Source organism: Rhizobium sp. Pop5, assembly GCF_024721175.1.
In the GTDB taxonomy this organism is placed as follows: Bacteria; Pseudomonadota; Alphaproteobacteria; order Rhizobiales; family Rhizobiaceae; genus Rhizobium.
The window spans coordinates 1,867,002-1,886,467 of sequence record NZ_CP099399.1; the positions used below are offsets into that span (position 1 = coordinate 1,867,002).

The following is a 19,466-nucleotide window of genomic DNA, read 5'->3' on the forward strand; positions in this document are numbered from 1 at the left end:
TTTGACCATGACCGTACCCTTGCCTCCGCCCAACCGCATCTATCTCCTGCGTCACGCCCAGGCCGCCTTGGCCGAACCCGGACAGCGCGATTTCGATCGGCCGCTCAGCGAAAAGGGCTTTGGCGATGCCGAGGTCATCGCCGATAAGGCCGCCGACAAGGGCTACCGCCCCGATCTCCTGATCAGTTCCACGGCGCTGCGCTGTCGCGACACCGCCGATGCGGTCCACCGGGCGATGGGCCTGACCCTCGACGTGCGTTATGTCGATACGCTCTACAACGCCACGGTCGACAATTATATCGAAATCGTCGATGCACAGGATGAGGCCGCCGTCATGCTGGTCGGCCACAATCCGACTATGGAGCAGGTGCTGGAAGCGCTGATCGGCCACGAGGCCATGGTCAGCGCCCTGCCCGGCGGCTTTCCGACATCAGGCCTCGCCGTCATCGATTTCGACGCTTCCGCCTCCGCCTGGCGTCTCACCGATTTCGTGGTCGTCTGAATCTGGCACTTCAAGCAAAAGCGCGCCGCTTCTTTTTCGGGCGTCGCGTCCTTCCTATATTGCCGGCAGTCACCAACCGGAATCGCGCCTTGCCGCCACGCCTGACATCCCTTGCCGACGACGCCCGCATCGCGTTGGATAATCTCGCCGACCGGGCGAGCGGCCTCGTCAATCCGACCATCCGGCTCGGCGTCACCGGCCTCTCCCGCTCCGGCAAGACCGTCTTCATTTCTTCGCTGGTTCATAATCTGCTGCATGGCGGCCGCCTGCCGCTGTTCGAGCCGGTGCAGTCGGGCCGCGTCTCGGCCGTGCGCCTGGAGCCGCAGCCGGACGATGCCGTGCCGCGCTTCCAGTACGAGGATCATATCCGGTCGCTGGTGAAGGATCGGATATGGCCGGATTCGACCCGCGCCATCTCCGAGCTGCGAATCACGCTGGATTATCAGAGCGCCAGCGGCTGGAACCGCCTGTTTTCCCCTGGCAGGCTGTCGATCGATATCGTCGATTATCCCGGCGAATGGTTGCTCGACCTGCCGCTCCTCGGCAAGGACTACCGCACATTCAGCGAGGAGACGATCGCGCTCGCCGAAACCGGCATCCGCTCCGAGCTGTCGCACGGCTGGCTGGCGCTTACGCGTGCCGCCAATATCCATGCCGACGCCGACGAGATGGTCGCCCGCGACCTCGCCAACGCCTTCGCCGATTACCTAAAGGCCTGCAAGGCCGACGAACGCTCGCTTTCCACCCTGCCACCCGGCCGCCTGCTTCTGCCCGGCGATCTCGAAGGTTCGCCGGCGCTGACCTTCGCGCCGCTCGCCCTGCCGCCGGAAGGGCATGCCGGCCGCGGCTCGCTCTGGGCGATGATGGAGCGCCGTTACGAGGCTTATAAATCGATCGTCGTCAGACCCTTCTTCCGCGAACACTTCGCCCGGCTCGATCGCCAGATCGTGCTGGTCGACGCGCTGCAGGCGATGAATCGCGGTCCCGAAGCCGTGCAGGATCTGGAGCGCGCGCTGACCGATGTGCTCGCCTGCTTCCGTCCCGGCACCAATTCGCTGCTTTCCTCACTGCTCGGGCGCCGAATCGACCGCGTGCTGGTCGCCGCCACAAAAGCCGATCATCTCCACCATGAAAGCCACGACCGGCTCGACGCGCTGACCCGCCGCCTCGTCGATCGCGCCATCGCCCGCATCGGTATGGCCGGCGCCGGCATCGACGTAATGGCGCTCGCCTCGGTGCGCGCCACTCGCGAGGCATCCGTCAAGCGCAATGGTCATGAGCTGCCCGTCATCGTCGGTACGCCGATGGAAGGTGAGACCATCGGGACCGAGCGTTTCGACGGTCAGAGAAAAACGGCGATCTTCCCCGGCGACCTGCCGGAAGATCCGGAAAGCCTGTTTGCCCGCATCGCCTCGGGTGAGGCCGGCGAGCCCTTGCCCGACGTCAATGTCGTCAGGTTCCGCCCGCCGCATCTCGAGGAAACCGGCGGCGGGATCAAGCTTTCCGTGCCGCATATCCGCCTCGACCGCGCCATGCAGTTCCTGTTCGGAGACCGTCTCGCATGAGCAAGCCCCCATCCGGTCCGCCGCGCCGTCCGCCCGCCGCCTTCACCTATGAGGACGAGGCCACGGAGCCGCGCGATAACGGCCGGCAGACAGAACAGCGACGCAGGCCGGAAAGCTTCTCCGAGCATATCGTCATCACCCCTGACGAGGACGATCCCTTCCTCAATCCCGACAAGGATCTGAGTGCCGCGCCGGTCGCAACGCCGCGCAGGCGGAAAACCTCCTTCGGCAAGATCGCAGCCGGGGCCTTCGGCATCCTTCTGTCGCTCGGCGTCGGTCTCTGGACCGACAGCCTGATCCGAGATCTCTTCACCCGCGCCGACTGGCTGGGCTACGCGGCCCTCGCCGTGCTCGCTGTCGGCATCCTCGCCGTGATTGCCCTCGTCATCCGCGAGACCGCGGGCATGATGCGGCTAGCAGCCGTGCAGACGATCAAGGCCGAAGCGGAGGCTGCGATCCTCGAAACCCGCCCGGCAAAGGCGCGTGCGGTCGTTTCGCGCCTCACCGCTTTGCTGTCGGCCAATGCCGAAACGTCGAAGGGCCGCGCGACGCTGAAGGCGACCGAGGGCGAGGTCATCGACGCCCCGCATCTGATCGCCCTTGCCGAACGGGAACTGCTCGCTCCCCTTGACCGCAAGGCGCGCGCGCTTATCGTCAATGCCTCCAAGCGCGTCTCGATCGTCACCGCCGTCAGCCCGCGCGCCGTCGTCGATCTGCTCTATGTCCTCTACGAGGCCGTGCGCCTCATCCGCGCCATGGCCGAGCTCTACGGCGGCCGTCCCGGCACGCTCGGCATGTTCCGCCTGCTGCGCGACGTGCTGGCCCATCTTGCCGTCACCGGCTCGATCGCCGTCGGCGATAGCCTCGTCCAGCAGGTGCTCGGCCACGGGCTCGCCTCCAAGCTCTCGGCCCGACTCGGCGAAGGCGTCATCAACGGCCTGATGACCGCCCGCATCGGAATCGCGGCGATGGATCTCTGCCGTCCGCTCACCTTCCGTGCCCTGAAACGACCGGGAATCGGTGATTTCATCGGCGATCTCACGCCCTCTATGTCACCGCGCGGCAACAATCCTTAAACGACGGAGTTTTCGCCTTCCCTAGCGGGAGGCAGGAGAAATTCCAGCAGATTCAAAGCTGTAGTGGCACATTATTAAAATACACGCCGCTTGAAAGCTTCGTATCGCCTCGTATTCGGGCAGGATCGAAAGGAAGGATTAACCATTATTCGGCAAAACTTACGTCCAATTCGTGAGTGGTGTTTGCCAAGGAAAATCCATGTATTCGCGCAAGTTTCTCTTCGTATGCGGCTTGGCCGCCGCGGCATTGTCTCCCGTCGCAGATGTCGCTCCGGCAGCCACCGCTGCGACCCGTGACAAGGCCTTCTTCGAATCCGTCACCGGCTCCTGGAAAGGCCCGGGCGAAATCGTCGCCGGCAAATACAAGGGTACGAAGTTCACCTGCAACCTGATCGGTGAGCCTACAGGCGACGATACCGCCGGCATCAAGCTCGACGGCACCTGCCGCGTCGGAGTCTTCAAGCAGCCGATGACCGCGGTCATCTCGCAGTCCGGATCCACCTACAAGGGCAAGTTCCTTGATGGCGCCGCCGGCAAGGGCCTCGACGTGGTCTCCGGCGCCGTCACCGAGGATACCGTCGTCGTCGGCATCAATCGCGCCAAGCTGAATGGCGCAATGATCGCCCGCATACGCGACGACAAGACGATGAACGTCACGGTCTCGGTCAAGGTCGAAAGCCAGATGATTCCCGTTATCGGCCTGACATTGACCCGCCAGGTCGACGAAATGGCCGTCGGCTCCATAGAGTAGTCGCTGACTCCCCTGGATTTTCCTGAAGCGGCGGGTCTCCCGCCGTTTTCCGTTTCAACCCCTGAGCCACCAATCGCAACTCTCGTCCGCAATTTCGATGCCCGTCACGTCGGCATCATCAAGCCAGTCGCCGACCGTCCTGCCCCTGACGACGAGACCGGCGGCGATATCGGCAAGCGGCATCAGCACGAAACCGCGATCGGTCATGCGGGGATGCGGCAATTCCAGCCGCGGCGCATCCTGAACGACGTCGCCATAGGTCAGCACGTCGATATCGAGCGTGCGGGGCCCCCAGCGCTCGATGCGCTCACGTTTCATCTCGCGCTCGATCGACAGGCAGACATCGAGCAATGCCTCCGGATCGAGCCGGGTTTCGACGGCGGCACAGGCGTTGAAGAAGAACGACTGATCGGTCTTGCCCCAGGGCGGCGTGCGATAGAGCCGCGAGACGGCCGAGACGCGGCAGTCATTCCGCGCGTCCAGCCTTTGCAGCGCAGCCGCCATCGCTTGCACGGGATCGCCGATATTGCCGCCGAGGCCGAGGGTTGCCGATTGAAAAGCGGCCTCAGGCAAAGTGCTCAACGCTCACCTGCACGAAATCAAGCACGCCGGGCACTGGCGCATTCGGCTTGCGCACCGTGATCTTGGCTCTGCGGACCTGCGGGAACGTCTGGCAGAGGCCCTTGGCGATATCGAGCGCCAAGGCCTCGATCAGATAGCGCCGCTTGCCCGTGACGATTTCCTCGATCACGGTAAAGGCGATGCCGTAATTGACGGTATCGTTGATCGAATCGCTTTCCAGCGCCTCGCCCGCGACCACATCGAGTTCGGCATCGACAAAGAAGCGCTGGCCGAGAAATTCCTCCTCGTCATGCACGCCATGGCGCGCGAAGAAGGCGCAGTTTTGCAGCGTGATCGTGTAGGTGGTCATGTCGGCCGCTTCCTCTCGAATTCCTGGCGCGCATTCAGCATAGCATCGGCGATATCAAGCGCATCCCTGTTGATTGCGACATTGTGCACGCGGAAAACCGCAGCTCCCTGAAGCCTGAGCAGCGCGCTCGATGCAGCCGTCGCCGCGTCCCGGTCCGGCGCCTCGCGCCCCGTCACCGTGCCGAGGAAGCGCTTGCGCGACGTGCCGGCCAGCAGCGGCAGGCCGAAGCGGGAAAGTTCCGAAAACCGCGCCATCAGCTCCAGGTTCTCCTCCGCCGTCTCCTTGGCGAAGCCGAAGCCCGGATCGAGTACGATGCGGTCGCTGTTGACACCTGAGGCGGCGGCGATTGCAAGCGATTGTCTGAGAAAATGCACCTGGTCGGCGATCACATCGGGAAGTTTCGCCCTGTTACGGCCGGTATGCATGATGCAGAGCCCGGCCCCGGTCGCCGCAGCGATATTGGCGATATCGGGCTCCTTCTGAAGCCCGAACACATCGTTGACGATATGGGCGCCGGCGCTGACCGCAAGCCGCGCGGTCTCTGCGCGATAGGTATCGATGGAGATCAGCGCCTCGGTGCGCCCACGCAGCGCCTCGATGACGGGCAGCACGCGCGCCTGTTCCTCGGAAGGGCTGACCGATGCAGCGCCCGGCCGGGTCGATTCGCCGCCAATGTCGATAATCGCGGCACCCTCGCTCGCCGCCCGCAGCGCATGCTCGACGACCGCATCGACGGTTTCGAAGCGTCCGCCGTCCGAAAAGGAGTCCGGCGTCACATTGATGATCGCCATGATCGTCGAACGACGGCCGAGTTCGATCTCACGGCCATGGGCGACGCGCCATAAAATGCCTTCGAGCCCTGTCACCAGACTTATCCCATTGATGACGAAAAAACCGTCATCCGATATTGCGCTTGCGGTGGCTATGCCCCAAGCTCCCGTCGATTTCAACACGGGTTGCGTTCAGAATGCCACTTGCAGTGCGTAATATGGTCCTTCCCATGGTCTTTTCCATTGGTCTTTCCGTCTGCGGCCCGGCCGCGGCCGAAGTGATCGCATCGAAAAGCTATTCCTATTTCGACATTCGCGGCAACACCGCGGATGAGCTGGACCGCGAACTCAGCCGGCGTGGTCCGACCTCCAGCGGCTCCTCGGCCCGCCATCCCGGCGCGACCAAGATCCGCTTCGGCGGCGAAGCCACCTATATCCAGGATGCCGGGCGCTGCCGCGTCGGCAACGTCAAGGTTACCGTCCACACTCAGATCATCCTGCCGCGCTGGAGCAGCCGCAAGGGCGCGAGCAAGGAGCTGTCGTTGATCTGGGATGCACTGTCGAGCGATATCAAGCGCCATGAGGAGCACCATGCCGAGATCGCCCGCAATCAGGCCCGTGCCATGGAGCGCGCCATCCGCGCCCTGCCGCCGCAGCGCAGCTGTGAAGCGATGCAGGAGCTCGTTTCCAACGAATCAGCTCGCGGTATAGACGAGCACGACCAGTTGCAGGCGCAGTTCGACCGGGTCGAGGCCGTCAATTTTCAGAGGCGTATGCTGAGGTTGCTGAAAAATCGAATCAACGGTCGGACCGGCGCAAAGTAAGGCTTTTTCAAGCGGACTGCGAGCAGAGAAGCTTAGCTGCACAATGAAACCTGTGCGAAACTTGTGTGCTCCCCAGCGAATTAATGGTCATTTTTCATTCTGGCAGACTCAACCGGAACGCGTTAATATGAACACATTCGAAAGTTCAGGTACGGCATCTGCACTTTCATCGCTGGGTTCTCCTGGCGCGTTCCGAAGCCGCGGATGTTCCTCCCTCATCCGTTGGTAATGCGCCCGCCTCGCCTCGCTCGCACCAGCGCGCGAGGCGTCTTTTTTGTGCCATTGGGGTTTTGGTCGGCGATCGCCGTCGAGCGCGGCGCGCGTCAGGCCTGTCGTTCAGGCACGTGCACCACGAGCCCGTCATAAACGGCCTTCATGCGGATCTGGCAGGATAGCCGCGAGGTCGGGCGCACGTCGAACGCGAAGTCGAGCATGTCCTCTTCCATCGCTTCCGGCTGGCCGACCTTCTCCGTCCATTCCTCGTCGACATAGACGTGACAGGTCGCGCAGGCGCAGGCGCCGCCGCATTCGGCTTCGATGCCGGGCACCGAATTGCGCACGGCGTTTTCCATCACGGTGGAGCCTTGGTCGACGTCGAGGTCGAAGCGCGTGCCGTCGAAGGCGACGATGGTAAGTTTGGGCATCAGGATTATTCCGGTCTTCAAGTGGGTCGGCGGATTTTCTTCCGATAATTCGACGCGTCAGTCAACATCGGGAAATCGGTCATAGCCTCGCAGATCGGGCCTTTGCCCGCCGTCTTCAAAGCGTCATATCGAACGTCGCAAAAAGACCCGTGGTTTCGCAATGAAACAACGGGCCTCGTGAAACGGTACATGGAAGCAGCTCAGCCGCGGCAGAGCTTCAGGATGAAATTCTCGGCGTCGATGACGGCGGCGCCAAGCGCTGCCATCGTGCCGGCATCGGTGCCGTTCTCCTCGATGGCTTCCGCCGTCTCCGACACGCGGAACGCGCCAACTGAGCTTGCGGCCCCCTTCAGCCGATGTGCGGCCGCGCCGGCGCGGCTGGTTTCTCCGCTGGCAATGTCCTGAAGGCATGCGCGCGCCTGGCGCGCAAACATCTGAAGGACTTCGATTTCCAAAGTCTTGTCGCCCATCGTCTGTTTTGCGAGATGGACCAGATCGATCGGCCGGGCCTTGGAGGGACAGGGTCCCTTTCCATTGTCCGGCGCCTCGAATACGATACTCAATGCTGCCATGTCCCAATCTCCGTCGCTCATCACCCGCACTTGCAACAGTTCTGCGACGACAGGGTGGCCATCCCGTTAAATTCCGGCACACCGCGGGCGGAAATCTCACTATATGGTTAATATCGGTTAAACATCCCTAAATTATTGGTTTTTAAGCACCTCCCTGGATTCAAAGATGTTAACAACAGGTTAACGCGCGATGAATCTCAAGCCTTCATTAATTGTGCGAAGAGCCCAGATGTGTCACTACGATACTGGTGGGGCGGGTTTATGGTACGCGCCTTTGCCGAGCGAGTGGATAATGGTAGTGTTTTGATACCTTCCGTTTGAAAAAGCGGCTATCTACTCTGAAATGACATGCTTATCCGTCCTCGTTGGGATGGAGGGCTGGAACGGCAAAGTTGTTCCCGGGTGAGGCGGAAGTCCGGGATGCGTCGCCGACTGGCTGACAGTAACGAGGCATACGAATGGCGAACAACAAATATAATGAGTCAATCGAGGACAAAGCGTTCAAGGCATTGGACGAAGCGCTCCAGATCGACTTCGGCAAGGAAACCGTGCCGTCTCGCCGCGGCAGCGCGCCTGAGGCCCCGGAGGCTAATGTGTCTGACCCATCGAATGCGCGTAACCAGCAGGCCCAGGAAGAAGCGCAGCGCCGCAACCGCCGCAGCGCCACGGGCGAGCAAGCCTCCAGAGCTCCGGCCTTCGCACCGGCCAACGATGCCAGCCGCAATACACCAGCTTCGATCCTGAAATCCTTCGACGGCGCCTCCAGCCGCTCGGCGGTGCGCACCGCCACCCTGTTCTCCGTACTTTGGGTCATGGCCGGCCTCGGCCTGATGTCGCTGCTTTATTCGCCGCATATCTGGCAGATCCGTTCGGTCGCAGATCTCGTCGCCCTGCCCGGCGTCATCGCCGGCCTCGTCGGCATCATCATTCCCGTGATGATGTTCTACGCCTTCGCCATCATGATCTCTCGCGCCCAGGATATGCGCAACGCCGCCCGCTCCATGGCGGAGGTGGCACTGCGCCTTGCCGAGCCTGAGACCATCGCCTCCGAGCGCATCATGACCGTCGGCCAGGCCGTGCGCCGCGAAGTTTCGGCCATGAACGAAGGCATCGAGCGCACCATCGCGCGCGCCTCCGAGCTGGAAACGCTCGTCCATTCCGAGGTCAACGCGCTCGAACGCTCCTATGCCGATAACGAGCTGCGCGTGCGCGGCCTCGTCCACGAACTCGGCTCCGAGCGCGAAGCGATCGTCAACCATGCCGACCGCATCCGCACCTCGATCGGCAGTGTCCACGATCAGTTGAAGGAAGAGCTGTCGCTCGCGACCGAAGAAATCGCGGTGCGGCTCGCCACGTCAGGCGAAGCCTTTGCCTCGCTCATCGATACGCGCGCAGCGACGATCCTGGAAAAGTCCGACAACGCCCTGCAGTCAATGGGCAGCCTGCTCGCCGCCAAGACCGACAGCCTGCTCCAGACGCTGAACGCATCCGGCTTTGCGCTTGCCACCGAATTTGACAACCGCCTCGAAGCGCTCTCGGTCAATCTCAACGAACATGGCGAAAGGCTGCTCAGCCAGTTCGAGACACGCGCCTCGACGATGGACAGCAGCACCGAAAAGCTGAATGCGGCGCTGAACGAGCGCACGCACCAGCTCAACGAGATCCTGATCTCCCGCACCCGCGAGATAAACGAGAGCCTGACATCTGGCGAACGCACCATCGGCGGCACTCTCGACGACGTGCTGTCGAAGCTCAACAGCGCGCTTGACGAAAAGGGCGCAAGCTTCCGCCAGAGCTTGCAGTCTACCGCCGACGACGCCGTCATGGATCTCGACGTGCGTTCCGGCTTCTTCGAAGAGCGGCTGCAGACGACAGTCGCACAGCTGTCTACCGCCTTCGACGAACGCGTCGCCGAATTCACCAGCGCCTTCGACAAGCGCACCGGCTCGCTCGACACCAAGCTGATGGAAAGCCTGGCACGCATCAACGAAACGCTGACTGGCGGCTCGGATTCGATCGACGGCATCCTGAGCTCCGGCATCGACCGTCTCGGCTCGTCGATGACCGATCATTCGCTGACGCTTGCGACCGCGCTTGCCACCAGCCATGAAGTGCTGGAAAGCACGCTCGGCGCCCGGGCGGAAGAAATCACCACCGCCCTCACCAGCCGCACCGGCGAACTGACCACGGCGCTGGAAAACGCCACCTCGGATATCGCGCAGGCGCTTACGGCGGGCAGCTCCGAGCTGCAGAGCAATCTTCAGGCCCGCTCGGCCGAATTCCGCGATACGCTGCGCACCACCACGACCGATCTGACGAGCGCCGTTGCCGCCGGCACCGAACAGGTAACGTCTGCATTCGGCGGCCGCGCCGAGGAGTTGAGCAGCGTCCTTGCGGCACGCGCAGCCGAAATTACCGAGGCGGTCAGCACGGCGCACAGCCGCATCGACAGCGTAATGGCAGAGCGCGGCGGCGCGCTCGTCGATGCGCTGACCACCCATCACGGCCGCTTCGAAGAAGCGCTGACGACCCGCTCCGACGCCATCATCAACGCCGTGTCCGGCACCCATGACCGCCTTGCCGAAACGCTTGATGAAAAGGCGATGGCGCTTGCCATTTCGCTCAACGAGAGCCAGGCCCGCATCGAGGATACGCTGCAATCCCGCTCCGAGGCGCTGCTCAGCGCCGTCTCCGGCACGCATGACCGTCTCTCCGAGACGCTGGACGAGAAGGCGATGGCGCTCGCCATCTCCTTGAATGAAAATCAGAGCCGTATCGAGGATACGCTCGAGACCCGCTCCGCGGCCTTCCTCAACGCCGTCTCCGGCACCCACGACCGCCTGTCGGAAACGCTCGACAGCAAGGCATCTGCCCTCACGACGTCGCTCGACGAACGCCATGCGCGTATCGAAGATGCGCTCGGAACCCGCGCCGAAGCGCTGCTGAACACCATTTCCGGCACACGCGACCGCCTTGCCGAAACGCTCGACGAGAAAGCAATGGCCCTCGCCATTTCCCTGAGCGAGAGCCAGGCACGTATCGAGGATACGCTGGAAACCCGTTCGTCTGCTCTGCTGAACGCTGTCTCCGGCACGCATGAGCGCCTGTCCGAGACGCTGGATGAGAAGGCGATGGCGCTTGCTATCTCGCTCAATGAGAGCCAGTCGCGCATCGAAGATACGCTCGAATCCGGCTCCGAATCCTTCCTCAAGGCCGTCTCCGGCACGCATGACCGTCTCGCGGAAACTCTGGACACGAAGGCATCGGAGATCGCCGCCTCACTGAACGAGGGCCACAGCCGCCTGCAGGACACGCTGGAGACCCGTTCGGAGTCCTTCCTCAACGCGGTCTCGGCCACTCACGACCGCCTGTCCGAAACGCTCGACGATCGCGCGATGGCGCTTGCCATTTCGCTGAACGAAAGCCAGAGCCGTCTCGAGGAGACGCTGACGACAGGCGCCGATGCGATCACCAATGCCGTCTCCGGCACGCATGAACGCCTGAACGGCGTGCTCGACCAGAAGGCCAATGCGCTTGCCGCTTCGCTGAACGAAGGTCAGGCCCGCCTCGAGGAATCGCTGGGGCACCGCACCGCCGCGATCGTCAGCACCGTTGCCGCAAGCCACGACCGCCTCACCGATGCGCTCGACGAAAAGACCATGGCGCTCGCCATTTCGCTCGACGACAACCAGAGCCGCTTCGACAGCGCTCTGGAAGCCCGCAGCAATTCCATGATGGAAGCCGTCGCCAACGCTGAGACACGCGTCGCCGGCGCCTTCGCCGACAAGACCGACGCGATCCGCAACGCCTATACCGACAACCAGCAGCGGCTGGAAAACGCACTCTCCGAGCATAGCGCGTCTCTCGCCGGTGCACTCGACGCCGGCAGCGCACGTTTCGAGGATATCATCGGCGGCCTGACCGGCCGCATCGAAGGCCGCCTGACCGATGCCCACGCGCGTCTCGGAGGCCTTGCCGACGAGGCCGCGGCACGCATCGAGGGTGGGCTTGCCTCCGCCCATGAACGCATCCGCACGACGCTCGACGAGCGCACCAACGCTATCGACCTGACGCTCAACCAGGCCCATGCGCTGATCAGCGATACGCTCTCCGAGCAGGCGACCAGCATCGGCACATCGGTAGCGACCAGCGTCAGCATGCTCGAGATGTCGCTTGAGGAACGCGAGGCTGCGATCCGCCAGGCCATCGATGCCAGCGCGCAAACGTTGGAAGACCGCATGCATGCGGGCGCCGGCCAGATCGCCGGCCGCTTCCAGGAGGCGGCAAACGCGATCTCGGCTTCCACCCAGAGCTTCTCCGCTCATCTCGACCAATCGGTTGAAAGCCTGACCGGCCGTTTCGAAGAAACTGGATCGCGGGTGGAATCCGGCCTCGCGGCGATCGAGAACCGCATCCGTGACGGCGTCGGCGGCGTTGCCGAAAAGGTCGAAGCGGCAAGCGGTCAGCTCTCCGGCGTGCTTTCCGACGGCATCTCCCGTCTCGGCGCGCTGAGCGACGACGCCAGTCGGCGCCTGTCGGCCACGCTCGAAGGCAGTGCCGCGACCCTCACCCAGGCGATCGACAGCCGTACCGCAAATCTGGCCGAAACGCTGGACAGCCGCACCACGAACCTGACGGGCGCCATAGAAGGCCGCACGGCAAACCTCGGCGAAACCCTCGACCGCGGCAATGCACGCATCGAAGAACGCCTCTCCACCATGGATCGCGCCTTGACCGTCGGTCTCGATGCGGTCAATCGCACCATCGAAGGCAAGGCCGCCGGTCTCGCCTCGACGCTGCGCAGCGCCGTTGCCGAAGCGGCCCAGGGAATGGAAGGCGAAGCGACGAGGACCACCGAACTGCTCGGCAAGACCGGCCAGCAATTCGCCGAGGACCTGAACGCCAAGAGCGACGAATTCACCCGCACCATGGATGAGCGCTCCTCGCAGATCGTCACCCGGGTTGCGGAAGCCCAGAACAGGCTGGCAAGCCAGGCCGCTGCCGTCGCGCAGACCTTCTCGGAAGCCGGCAACGCCATCGTTAACAAGGTCGCCGAGGCCGAAACCATCGTCGGCACCCAGGTCAATGCCATCTCCAAGGCGCTGTCGGATGCCGGCCAGTCGCTGGAAGCCCGCGGCAATGCCATCCGCACGACGCTCTCGGGCGCCGGCAGCGAAATTTCCGCCACCATGGCCGATGTCGACAGGGCGCTCGAAGCCCGCAGCAACGCCATCCGCGCCAATCTCGAAGAGCGTGCCCGCGAGATCGATACGACCTTCTCCGACATCGACCGGGCGCTTGAAGCGCGCGGCAATTCGATCCGCTCGACGCTTGAGGAGCGCACCCGCGACCTCAACTCGATGCTATCAGGCCGCTCGGTCGAACTGACGCGCATCCTCGACGAGACCGCCCGCCCGCTCATCGACCGCTACACAGATGCCGGCGAGCAGGCCGCCGCCCGCATCACAGCGGCCGCTAACCTCAGTGCAGATCGTTTGCGTGCTGAAAACGAAGCACTCGCCAGCGCCGTTGCCGCCCGTACCGAAAATGTCGCCAATGCCGTCAGCGCCATCGAAAACAGCCTGGTCGCCAACGTCAACGGCCTGGTCGAGCGCATGTCGGAAAGCAGTGCGGCGATGGCGATGATGATGAACCGCGCCGCCGAGCAGCTGACAAGCGTCGACGGCCGTCTCGGCGAGACCACCACGCGCTTTGCCGACTCCGCCACCAAGGCCGCCGAAATGGTCTCGGCCTCAACAAGGCTTCTCGAAGGCAAGGTCGATCGCCTTTCCGACATTTCCGGCCAGACGCTGTCCCAGGTCGGCGGTATCATCGGCCGCTTCGACGAGCACTCCAAGGTCCTGACCCAGGCCTCGCAGCTGCTCGGAGCCGCCCAGTCCAATCTCGCCTCGACGCTCGAAGAGCGCGAGAGCGCGCTGCAGACCCTTTCGGTCGGCCTCGTCCAGCGCTCTGCCGAGATCGAAAGGACCATGCAGGGCCTCGGCGCCATGATCGAGACCGTGTTCGAGCGGGCAGAGCAACGCTCCAACCAGGTCACCGGCAATCTGCGCCAGGGCGTGCAATCCTCCTTCGCCGATATCGGCCGCATTCTCACCGAAACCGAGAAGCGTGCACAGGAAGCGGCAGAGACGATGCGCGAGGCGATCACCCGCGCCGGCGACGAGGCCAATACGACGATCGACGGCACCTTCGCCAATGTCGAACGCCGTTCCGGCGATCTTTCCAATCGCATTCGCGGCGGTCTTACCGCCTCGCTGTCGGAAGTCGAGCGCATGCTCGGCGAAGCCGGCCGCGCCTCAGACGGCGCCGCCCAGAACATGCGGGAAGCGCTGCGCGAAGCGATTGATGACGCCGTCGGCCGTTTCTCCGGCGCCACCGAGGACATCCGCCGCTCCGCCGCCGATATCCGCAACGAACTCGACGCCACCCGCGCCGAACTGAAACGCGGCGCCTTCGACCTTCCCGAGGAAGCCAAGGAAAGCGCCTCGGCCATGCGCCGGGCCGTCGCAGAGCAGATCAAGGCGCTGCAGGATATCTCCCAGCTCGTCGGCCGCACCAGCCAGCAGCTCGAGATCTCCGAACCGGCCGCCCGGGCGCTCGCCCAGGCCCAGCCGGGCCCGCGTCCCGCCCAGCCGGCCGCAGCCCAGCAGCAGCAGCCCGCACGCCCGCCAATCGAAGCGACGGGCCTGCGCGGAACCATCGCTCCGTCAGCACCGGCTGCCGCTCCCCAGCGTGCCGCTCCGCAGCCTGCGCCCACTCGCCAAGAACCGGCCCAGCCGGAAAGCGGCGGCTGGATCAGCGATCTCCTGCGCGGCGCATCGCGTGAGGAAGCCGCCGAGGAGGCGCCCGCCCGCGCCCCGGCCCGCCCAGCCGAGACGGCGCCTGCCGCACGCAGCAGCGACGCCCGCAATCCGCGCCACGTCGTGGAATCGCTGAACTCGCTCTCGGTCGATATCGCCCGCGCCATCGATCACGATGCATCGGTCGATCTCTGGCGGCGTTACCAGCGCGGCGAGCGCGACGTCTTCACCCGCCGGCTCTACACGCTGAAGGGCCAGCAGACCTTCGACGAGATCAAGCGCAAATACGACCGCGAACCGGAATTCCGCACCGCCGTCGATCGCTACATCGGCGATTTCGAAAAGCTCCTCGCCGACGTCGCCCGCACTGATCCGAACCGGACGGTGACGCAGTCCTACCTCACCTCGGACACCGGCAAGGTCTACACCATGCTCGCCCACGCAGCAGGCAGGCTCAGCTGAGCTACTTGCAACCATCGGACTAGTCGACGAGTTGGACTAACGAATTGAAAGCCGCTCCCTCACAAGGCGAGCGGCTTTCGTTCGCCGAGCAGGCGGAACCGAGAACCACCTCAATACGGCACCGGAAATGACCAAGGCTCTTCTCATCATCGACGTGCAGAATGCATTCTCTCCGGGAAGGGCACTCCGGAGCGCCCGCCGCGTATCGATTCCGCACTCGACGAGACCCTCACTCGGCTTGCCTCACTGCAGGAAATCGCAAGACAGGCCGGCGTGCCGGTCGTGGTCGTGGTACGCAAGAAGAGCGCCGACTCCTTCTTCGAGACCGACCTTGGCGAACGGCTCGTCGAACGCTCGGTCGATCACCTCGTCATCGGCGGCTGCATGTCGCAGTTCTGCGTCGATACGACGGTCAGGCGCGCCGTTTCGCTCGGCTATGATGTGACGCTGATTGCCGATGGCCACATGACAGGCGATACCGCGAGCCTGACCTTCTCCGAAATCATCGCCCACCACAATGAAACGCTCGACGGTTTCGACGCTGGCAAAGCAACCGTGGCTGTCCGTCGCGCCGCCGATATTGCTTTTTCATAAAGGAACCAACTCAAACCGGAAGCGGCCGATCGATCCTCAGCTCGACAATCAGCGTATCGACGATTTCCTGCACATCCCTCGCAGCCGTATCGACGATGATCGGCCTCTGCCGCCAATCGTCATACACCCGGTCGGCGACCTCCTGCCACGTTGGTTTGACGAGTCCCTCGACATCGGTTTTCCGCGTCTCGACGCGGCGGCGATGTTCGATCTTGTCGGAACAGATCACCTCTACCTCGACCGCACGCACCTTTGAGCGTGCCGCAACCGCCAGCCAAGCATCGCGGGTTATCTCCAAGGGATTGACCGAATCCGCAATCACCAGTCTCCCGAGGGTAAGATTGTCTTCCGCAACCCCATATGCAACGACATAACCTGCGGGGCCAACGTCCCTTGATGGGTCGCCTGAGGCCCTGATCGCCTGCTCGATAGTGTCGACCCTGACATGTACGCCTCCCAGCCGCCCCGCGAGCGCGCGAGCAACGGTCGTTTTTCCACTACCCGGCAAGCCGCCGAAGATAATCAGCATGGCCCATCCCTCCATTTGTGAATTTCCGCCAACGCCTCAACGATCCGTTCCCTTGTAGGATAAGCGCCGACGAGGGAAAAGACTCGTCGAGAAAACCGGGGCCGCCCAGCGCCCCCGGTTTCCTCGCGCCCTATCGATCGGCCGCTATGCCCCAATTGTAAACGCAGCGGTCCAGACCGATGGCGATTTCGAGCACGAGGACATCGTGATCGACGGCCGCTCCCTTCTTGGGCTGCGACCGGTAACGCTGCGGAAAGTCGGTGCGCCGCGAGATCGAGCAGACCTCCATCCACTTGTCGCCATTGTCCACCTCGATATCCATCGTCATCTCGGAGTAGGCAGGCAGCCGATCCGACGGCACGACCCGGGTCGGCAGATGGATCAGCGACGCGATCATTCGGCGTACCGGCTCGAGGCAGGCGGCGTGATAGTCGTTGCCGCTGTCGGCCGTGAAGGCGCATTGGAATTCGAGCTGCCAGAACTCCTTCAGACGCATGTGCTTCGTCGGCTGCTCCTGTTCGCGGCGGTAGGATCTGCCCGCCTGCCAGACACAGAGCGGCAGCCGCGTCCTCGAATGATTCCCGAGAATATGCTGCATATAGGCATAAGTGGACGGCGTGGTTTCCGGCCTCAGCACCAGTGCGGCATCGCCGGCGGAAAGCTGCTCCTGGACCCAAATGTCGGCGTTGGAATAGGCGCTTGAAACCAACGTCCGTGGCATCAGCGCCGGCGCCTCGACCCTTCTGACATCCCAGGCCGGATTGACGGATCTGAGAAAGCCGCGGACCTCTTCCGAGAAGAAGGCAATCATATGATCGCGCAGCCGGATTTCGCGCTCCTCCCAATGGACGAGCGAATTGACATGATAAAGATTGAGCACGGTGCCTGTCTCCTTGGCAACCTTGATTGGCGTGGTGAAGGGGGCTTTACGTCCAGCAGCGCGCCGGACGTCGATCGCGCCCGTACATCACGGCAGGACGCAGAGACCTCGTCCGCCAAAAGCGCGCACGATCGCAGCCTGCAGGCAGGTGCGGTCACGACGGAAGAAAGGCGCGCTTTTCATGCTCATGGTGCATTCTCTACGTGCAGTGCACATCATTGTCAAAACCGAGCACGGTGCGACAAAGGGAATCGCCTGTGGACGAGCCTTTTTTGTTGCTCCTTGTCCTTCATTTCGTCACAAACCTTTTCGAAGCGCTAAATTCAAGCGAATGGCGGATTCGACCATCCAAGACAAAGGCAGTAAAATTGACGATCAGGAAGACTTCTCAGCTCCTTGCCAGCGTTCTCTCCTCCGTCCTCATGCTCGGCGCTTCCAGTTTGGCTCAGGCCGGTCAGGCAAGCTTCGTCATGGACGTGCAGTCCGGCCAGGTGCTCGAAGCTTCCAATCAGGACGAGCTGAACTATCCGGCCTCGCTGACCAAGATGATGACGCTCTATCTTGCCTTCCAGGCCCTGCACGAGGGACACCTGACCTGGGATCAGAAGCTCACCATGTCGGAAAATGCCGAGAGCAAGGAGCCCTTCAAGCTTGCCGTCGGCGCCGGCCGCAAGGTGACGCTGCGTGAGGCCGTCGAAGCAATCGTCGTGCTCTCCGCCAATGATGCGGCTGTCGCGATCGCAGAACAACTCGGCGGCTCCGAAGAGGTTTTTGCCAAAGCGATGACCGACAAGGCGCACCAGCTGGGGATGAAGGATACGGTCTTCAAGAATCCTTCGGGCCTTCCGGATCCGGAGCAGGTCACGACGGCGCGCGATATGGCCACCCTCGGCGTTTCGCTGATGCGGGACTATCCCGAGGAATTCAAACTCTTCTCCATGCGCGGTTTCCAGTTCCGCGGCATGAAGCTGCGCGGCCACAACAATCTGATGTATCGCTATGACGGCGTCGACGGCATCAAGACCGGCTATACCGATGCATCGGGTTACAATGTCGTGACGTCTGCGCTCAAGGACGGCCGCCGCGTGGTCGGTGTCGTCATGGGCGAAAAGACGGCGAGCATCCGCGACGACAAGATGGCAGCCTTACTGGACAGCTACCTGGCGTCGCCATCGGCCACCACCGCCACGGCCGCCAGCCAGCCGGGAGCGACGATGACCGATACGCAGCCGACGAAGTAGTCGCTGCCGGTCTATCAAAAAGCCACTTCGAGATGCTGCCGATCCTGGGAGATCACCCTGCAATTCGTCTCGAATCCTTCTCCTTTGATGGCGAGAATGAACTCCGCGGGAATGCCCGTCGTATTCGAGACTGAAAGGCCCGCGCTCCCCGAACCGATGGATTTGACGGTGCAGTCGATGGTCGAGCGCCGGTCGTTGAACATGATCGAACCCGCCTTGAGCACCCGCCGTCGAGCGCCGATGGCATGATCGGCGTGGATGGAACTCCAGGATACACAGCGATTCCGTCCACCATGCTTAGCCTGATACATTGCAGCATCCGCCTGGGCGAGCAGAGTCTCGATGTCCTTGCTGACAATCGAAAGGGCCGACGTTCCAAGGCTGGCCGTAACCTTTAGAGCGCCATGTTCGCCAAAAATCGGCTGGGAGGCGATGGCGGCTCGCAGTTTTTCGGCGACCGCGGTCGCACCTTCCCGGTCGACATGCGGAAGGACGATTGCGAACTCCTCGCCGCCGATACGGCCGAACAGATCGCCGACGCGAAGGACCGTCTTGCAGACCGATACGACCGCCTTGAGAACCTCGTCGCCGGCGGCATGCCCATGCGTGTCGTTAACCTGTTTGAAGTGGTCGATATCGAAAACGATGCAGGAAAGGTCATGCTGGTGCCGCAGGGCAAGCGAAATCAGCTGATCAGCTTCCTGTTTGAACGCGCGGCGGGTCATCGCCTCCGTCAGGCCGTCGGTGGCGGCAGACTGCATGAGATCGATGCGGTCCATCGCAGCCCCCGCCAACTCCTCGAGAATGGCGAGATCTTTGCTGCTGAACGACCTTGGCCTGCGGTCGATCGCGCATACCGTTCCGATCATGTGGCCGGCCTTCGTTCTGAGCGGCACGCCGGCGTAAAATCGAATATGGTCATCGCCCGTCACTGAAGGATGCTTTGAAAAGCGAGGATCCTTGCTTGCATCCTGCACGATGACAGGCTCGTCGCAATCCACAACGCAGCGGCAGAACGTGTCTTCGAGAGATACCTCGTCAGCCGCTAGGCCGGAGCAGGCCTTGTACCATTGCCGGTGCGCATCGATCAGCGACACGATGCCGATATCGATGGAAAAGATCTGCTTTATCAGACGTACGATCCGTTCGAAGCCCTCATCTCTCGGGGTGTCGAGAAGGTCGAGCTGCTGCAGCGCGGCCAGCCGATCATTTTCGCGCTGGATCGCTTCCGATGACGACTTTCCGAATACGCGTGCGACCACCATGCAGCATGCCTCCTGACAGCGATAACATGATGCGTTCCA

The 19,466-nt window shown here is 62.9% G+C and carries 15 protein-coding genes and 1 pseudogene; 8 read left to right on the top strand and 8 right to left on the bottom strand.

The window, feature by feature from the left end:
- Positions 1 to 7: 7 nt before the first annotated feature.
- From NE852_RS11430 to NE852_RS11445, 4 genes are all read left to right on the top strand, one after another.
- The gene (locus tag NE852_RS11430; RefSeq protein WP_008525880.1) at positions 8 to 502 is read left to right on the top strand and encodes a histidine phosphatase family protein; all 495 of its coding nucleotides are present in this window, start codon (positions 8 to 10) and stop codon (positions 500 to 502) included.
- A gap of 89 nt (positions 503 to 591) precedes the next feature.
- Complete coding sequence (locus NE852_RS11435) at positions 592 to 2,067, top strand: YcjX family protein (RefSeq protein WP_008525879.1); 1,476 nt, start codon at positions 592 to 594, stop codon at positions 2,065 to 2,067.
- The gene (locus NE852_RS11440; protein WP_008525877.1) at positions 2,064 to 3,143 is read left to right on the top strand and encodes a YcjF family protein; all 1,080 of its coding nucleotides are present in this window, start codon (positions 2,064 to 2,066) and stop codon (positions 3,141 to 3,143) included. The genes NE852_RS11435 and NE852_RS11440 overlap by 4 nt, the downstream gene beginning before the upstream one ends.
- 199 nt (positions 3,144 to 3,342) lie before the next feature.
- The gene (locus NE852_RS11445; RefSeq protein WP_008525875.1) at positions 3,343 to 3,894 is read left to right on the top strand and encodes a hypothetical protein; all 552 of its coding nucleotides are present in this window, start codon (positions 3,343 to 3,345) and stop codon (positions 3,892 to 3,894) included.
- A 54-nt stretch (positions 3,895 to 3,948) separates the two neighbouring features.
- On the opposite strand, the gene folK is transcribed toward NE852_RS11445, so the two are convergent.
- Genes folK through folP form a run of 3 tightly spaced genes read right to left on the bottom strand, consistent with a single transcriptional unit; the run spans position 3,949 to position 5,691 of the window.
- On the bottom strand, positions 3,949 to 4,467 hold the full coding sequence (gene folK / locus NE852_RS11450; RefSeq protein ID WP_008525874.1) for a 2-amino-4-hydroxy-6-hydroxymethyldihydropteridine diphosphokinase: 519 nt from the start codon (positions 4,465 to 4,467) through the stop codon (positions 3,949 to 3,951).
- Entirely contained in the window at positions 4,460 to 4,825 is a 366-nt protein-coding gene (folB, locus tag NE852_RS11455; RefSeq protein WP_008525873.1) for a dihydroneopterin aldolase, read from the bottom strand. The genes folK and folB overlap by 8 nt, the downstream gene beginning before the upstream one ends.
- A complete protein-coding gene (gene folP / locus NE852_RS11460) occupies positions 4,822 to 5,691 on the bottom strand; it encodes a dihydropteroate synthase (RefSeq protein ID WP_008525872.1) in 870 nt (289 codons plus the stop codon). Before folP ends, folB begins: the two co-directional genes overlap by 4 nt.
- 101 nt (positions 5,692 to 5,792) lie before the next feature.
- On the opposite strand from folP, the gene NE852_RS11465 reads away from it, so the two are divergent.
- Positions 5,793 to 6,419, top strand: coding sequence for a DUF922 domain-containing Zn-dependent protease (locus tag NE852_RS11465; protein WP_258156529.1), 627 nt, complete (start codon positions 5,793 to 5,795; stop codon positions 6,417 to 6,419).
- A gap of 323 nt (positions 6,420 to 6,742) precedes the next feature.
- Here the strand turns inward: NE852_RS11465 and NE852_RS11470 are convergent, their stop codons facing one another.
- Both NE852_RS11470 and NE852_RS11475 read right to left on the bottom strand, forming a co-directional pair.
- On the bottom strand, positions 6,743 to 7,063 hold the full coding sequence (locus NE852_RS11470) for a 2Fe-2S iron-sulfur cluster-binding protein (RefSeq protein ID WP_003540151.1): 321 nt from the start codon (positions 7,061 to 7,063) through the stop codon (positions 6,743 to 6,745).
- 200 nt (positions 7,064 to 7,263) lie between these two features.
- Positions 7,264 to 7,635, bottom strand: coding sequence for an Hpt domain-containing protein (locus NE852_RS11475; protein ID WP_037171176.1), 372 nt, complete (start codon positions 7,633 to 7,635; stop codon positions 7,264 to 7,266).
- Between the two features lie 458 nt (positions 7,636 to 8,093).
- Between NE852_RS11475 and NE852_RS11480 the strand changes: the two genes are divergently transcribed.
- Entirely contained in the window at positions 8,094 to 14,918 is a 6,825-nt protein-coding gene (locus NE852_RS11480) for a hypothetical protein (RefSeq protein ID WP_258156530.1), read from the top strand.
- Between the two features lie 127 nt (positions 14,919 to 15,045).
- Positions 15,046 to 15,512 (top strand): annotated as a pseudogene (locus NE852_RS11485) (isochorismatase family protein).
- A gap of 10 nt (positions 15,513 to 15,522) precedes the next feature.
- Here the strand turns inward: NE852_RS11485 and NE852_RS11490 are convergent.
- Both NE852_RS11490 and NE852_RS11495 read right to left on the bottom strand, forming a co-directional pair.
- On the bottom strand, positions 15,523 to 16,041 hold the full coding sequence (locus NE852_RS11490; protein ID WP_258156531.1) for an AAA family ATPase: 519 nt from the start codon (positions 16,039 to 16,041) through the stop codon (positions 15,523 to 15,525).
- 130 nt (positions 16,042 to 16,171) lie between these two features.
- Positions 16,172 to 16,921, bottom strand: a complete 750-nt coding sequence (locus tag NE852_RS11495; protein WP_008525830.1) for an aminoacyl--tRNA ligase-related protein — start codon at positions 16,919 to 16,921, stop codon at positions 16,172 to 16,174.
- A gap of 422 nt (positions 16,922 to 17,343) precedes the next feature.
- On the opposite strand from NE852_RS11495, the gene NE852_RS11500 reads away from it, so the two are divergent.
- Entirely contained in the window at positions 17,344 to 18,162 is an 819-nt protein-coding gene (locus NE852_RS11500) for a D-alanyl-D-alanine carboxypeptidase family protein (protein WP_052034552.1), read from the top strand.
- Positions 18,163 to 18,176: 14 nt separating this feature from the next.
- Here the strand turns inward: NE852_RS11500 and NE852_RS11505 are convergent, their stop codons facing one another.
- Positions 18,177 to 19,427, bottom strand: a complete 1,251-nt coding sequence (locus NE852_RS11505; protein WP_258156532.1) for a sensor domain-containing diguanylate cyclase — start codon at positions 19,425 to 19,427, stop codon at positions 18,177 to 18,179.
- Between the last annotated feature and the right edge of the window lie 39 nt (positions 19,428 to 19,466).

Coding starts and splice junctions, on each gene's coding strand:
- folB (WP_008525873.1), bottom strand. CDS start 4,825: ATGACCACCTACACGATCACGCTGCAAAACTGCGCCTTCTTCGCGCGC.
- NE852_RS11475 (WP_037171176.1), bottom strand. CDS start 7,635: ATGGCAGCATTGAGTATCGTATTCGAGGCGCCGGACAATGGAAAGGGA.
- NE852_RS11505 (WP_258156532.1), bottom strand. CDS start 19,427: ATGGTGGTCGCACGCGTATTCGGAAAGTCGTCATCGGAAGCGATCCAG.
- NE852_RS11470 (WP_003540151.1), bottom strand. CDS start 7,063: ATGCCCAAACTTACCATCGTCGCCTTCGACGGCACGCGCTTCGACCTC.
- NE852_RS11445 (WP_008525875.1), top strand. CDS start 3,343: ATGTATTCGCGCAAGTTTCTCTTCGTATGCGGCTTGGCCGCCGCGGCA.
- NE852_RS11490 (WP_258156531.1), bottom strand. CDS start 16,041: ATGCTGATTATCTTCGGCGGCTTGCCGGGTAGTGGAAAAACGACCGTT.
- NE852_RS11480 (WP_258156530.1), top strand. CDS start 8,094: ATGGCGAACAACAAATATAATGAGTCAATCGAGGACAAAGCGTTCAAG.
- NE852_RS11430 (WP_008525880.1), top strand. CDS start 8: ATGACCGTACCCTTGCCTCCGCCCAACCGCATCTATCTCCTGCGTCAC.
- NE852_RS11465 (WP_258156529.1), top strand. CDS start 5,793: ATGCCACTTGCAGTGCGTAATATGGTCCTTCCCATGGTCTTTTCCATT.
- NE852_RS11500 (WP_052034552.1), top strand. CDS start 17,344: ATGCTCGGCGCTTCCAGTTTGGCTCAGGCCGGTCAGGCAAGCTTCGTC.
- NE852_RS11440 (WP_008525877.1), top strand. CDS start 2,064: ATGAGCAAGCCCCCATCCGGTCCGCCGCGCCGTCCGCCCGCCGCCTTC.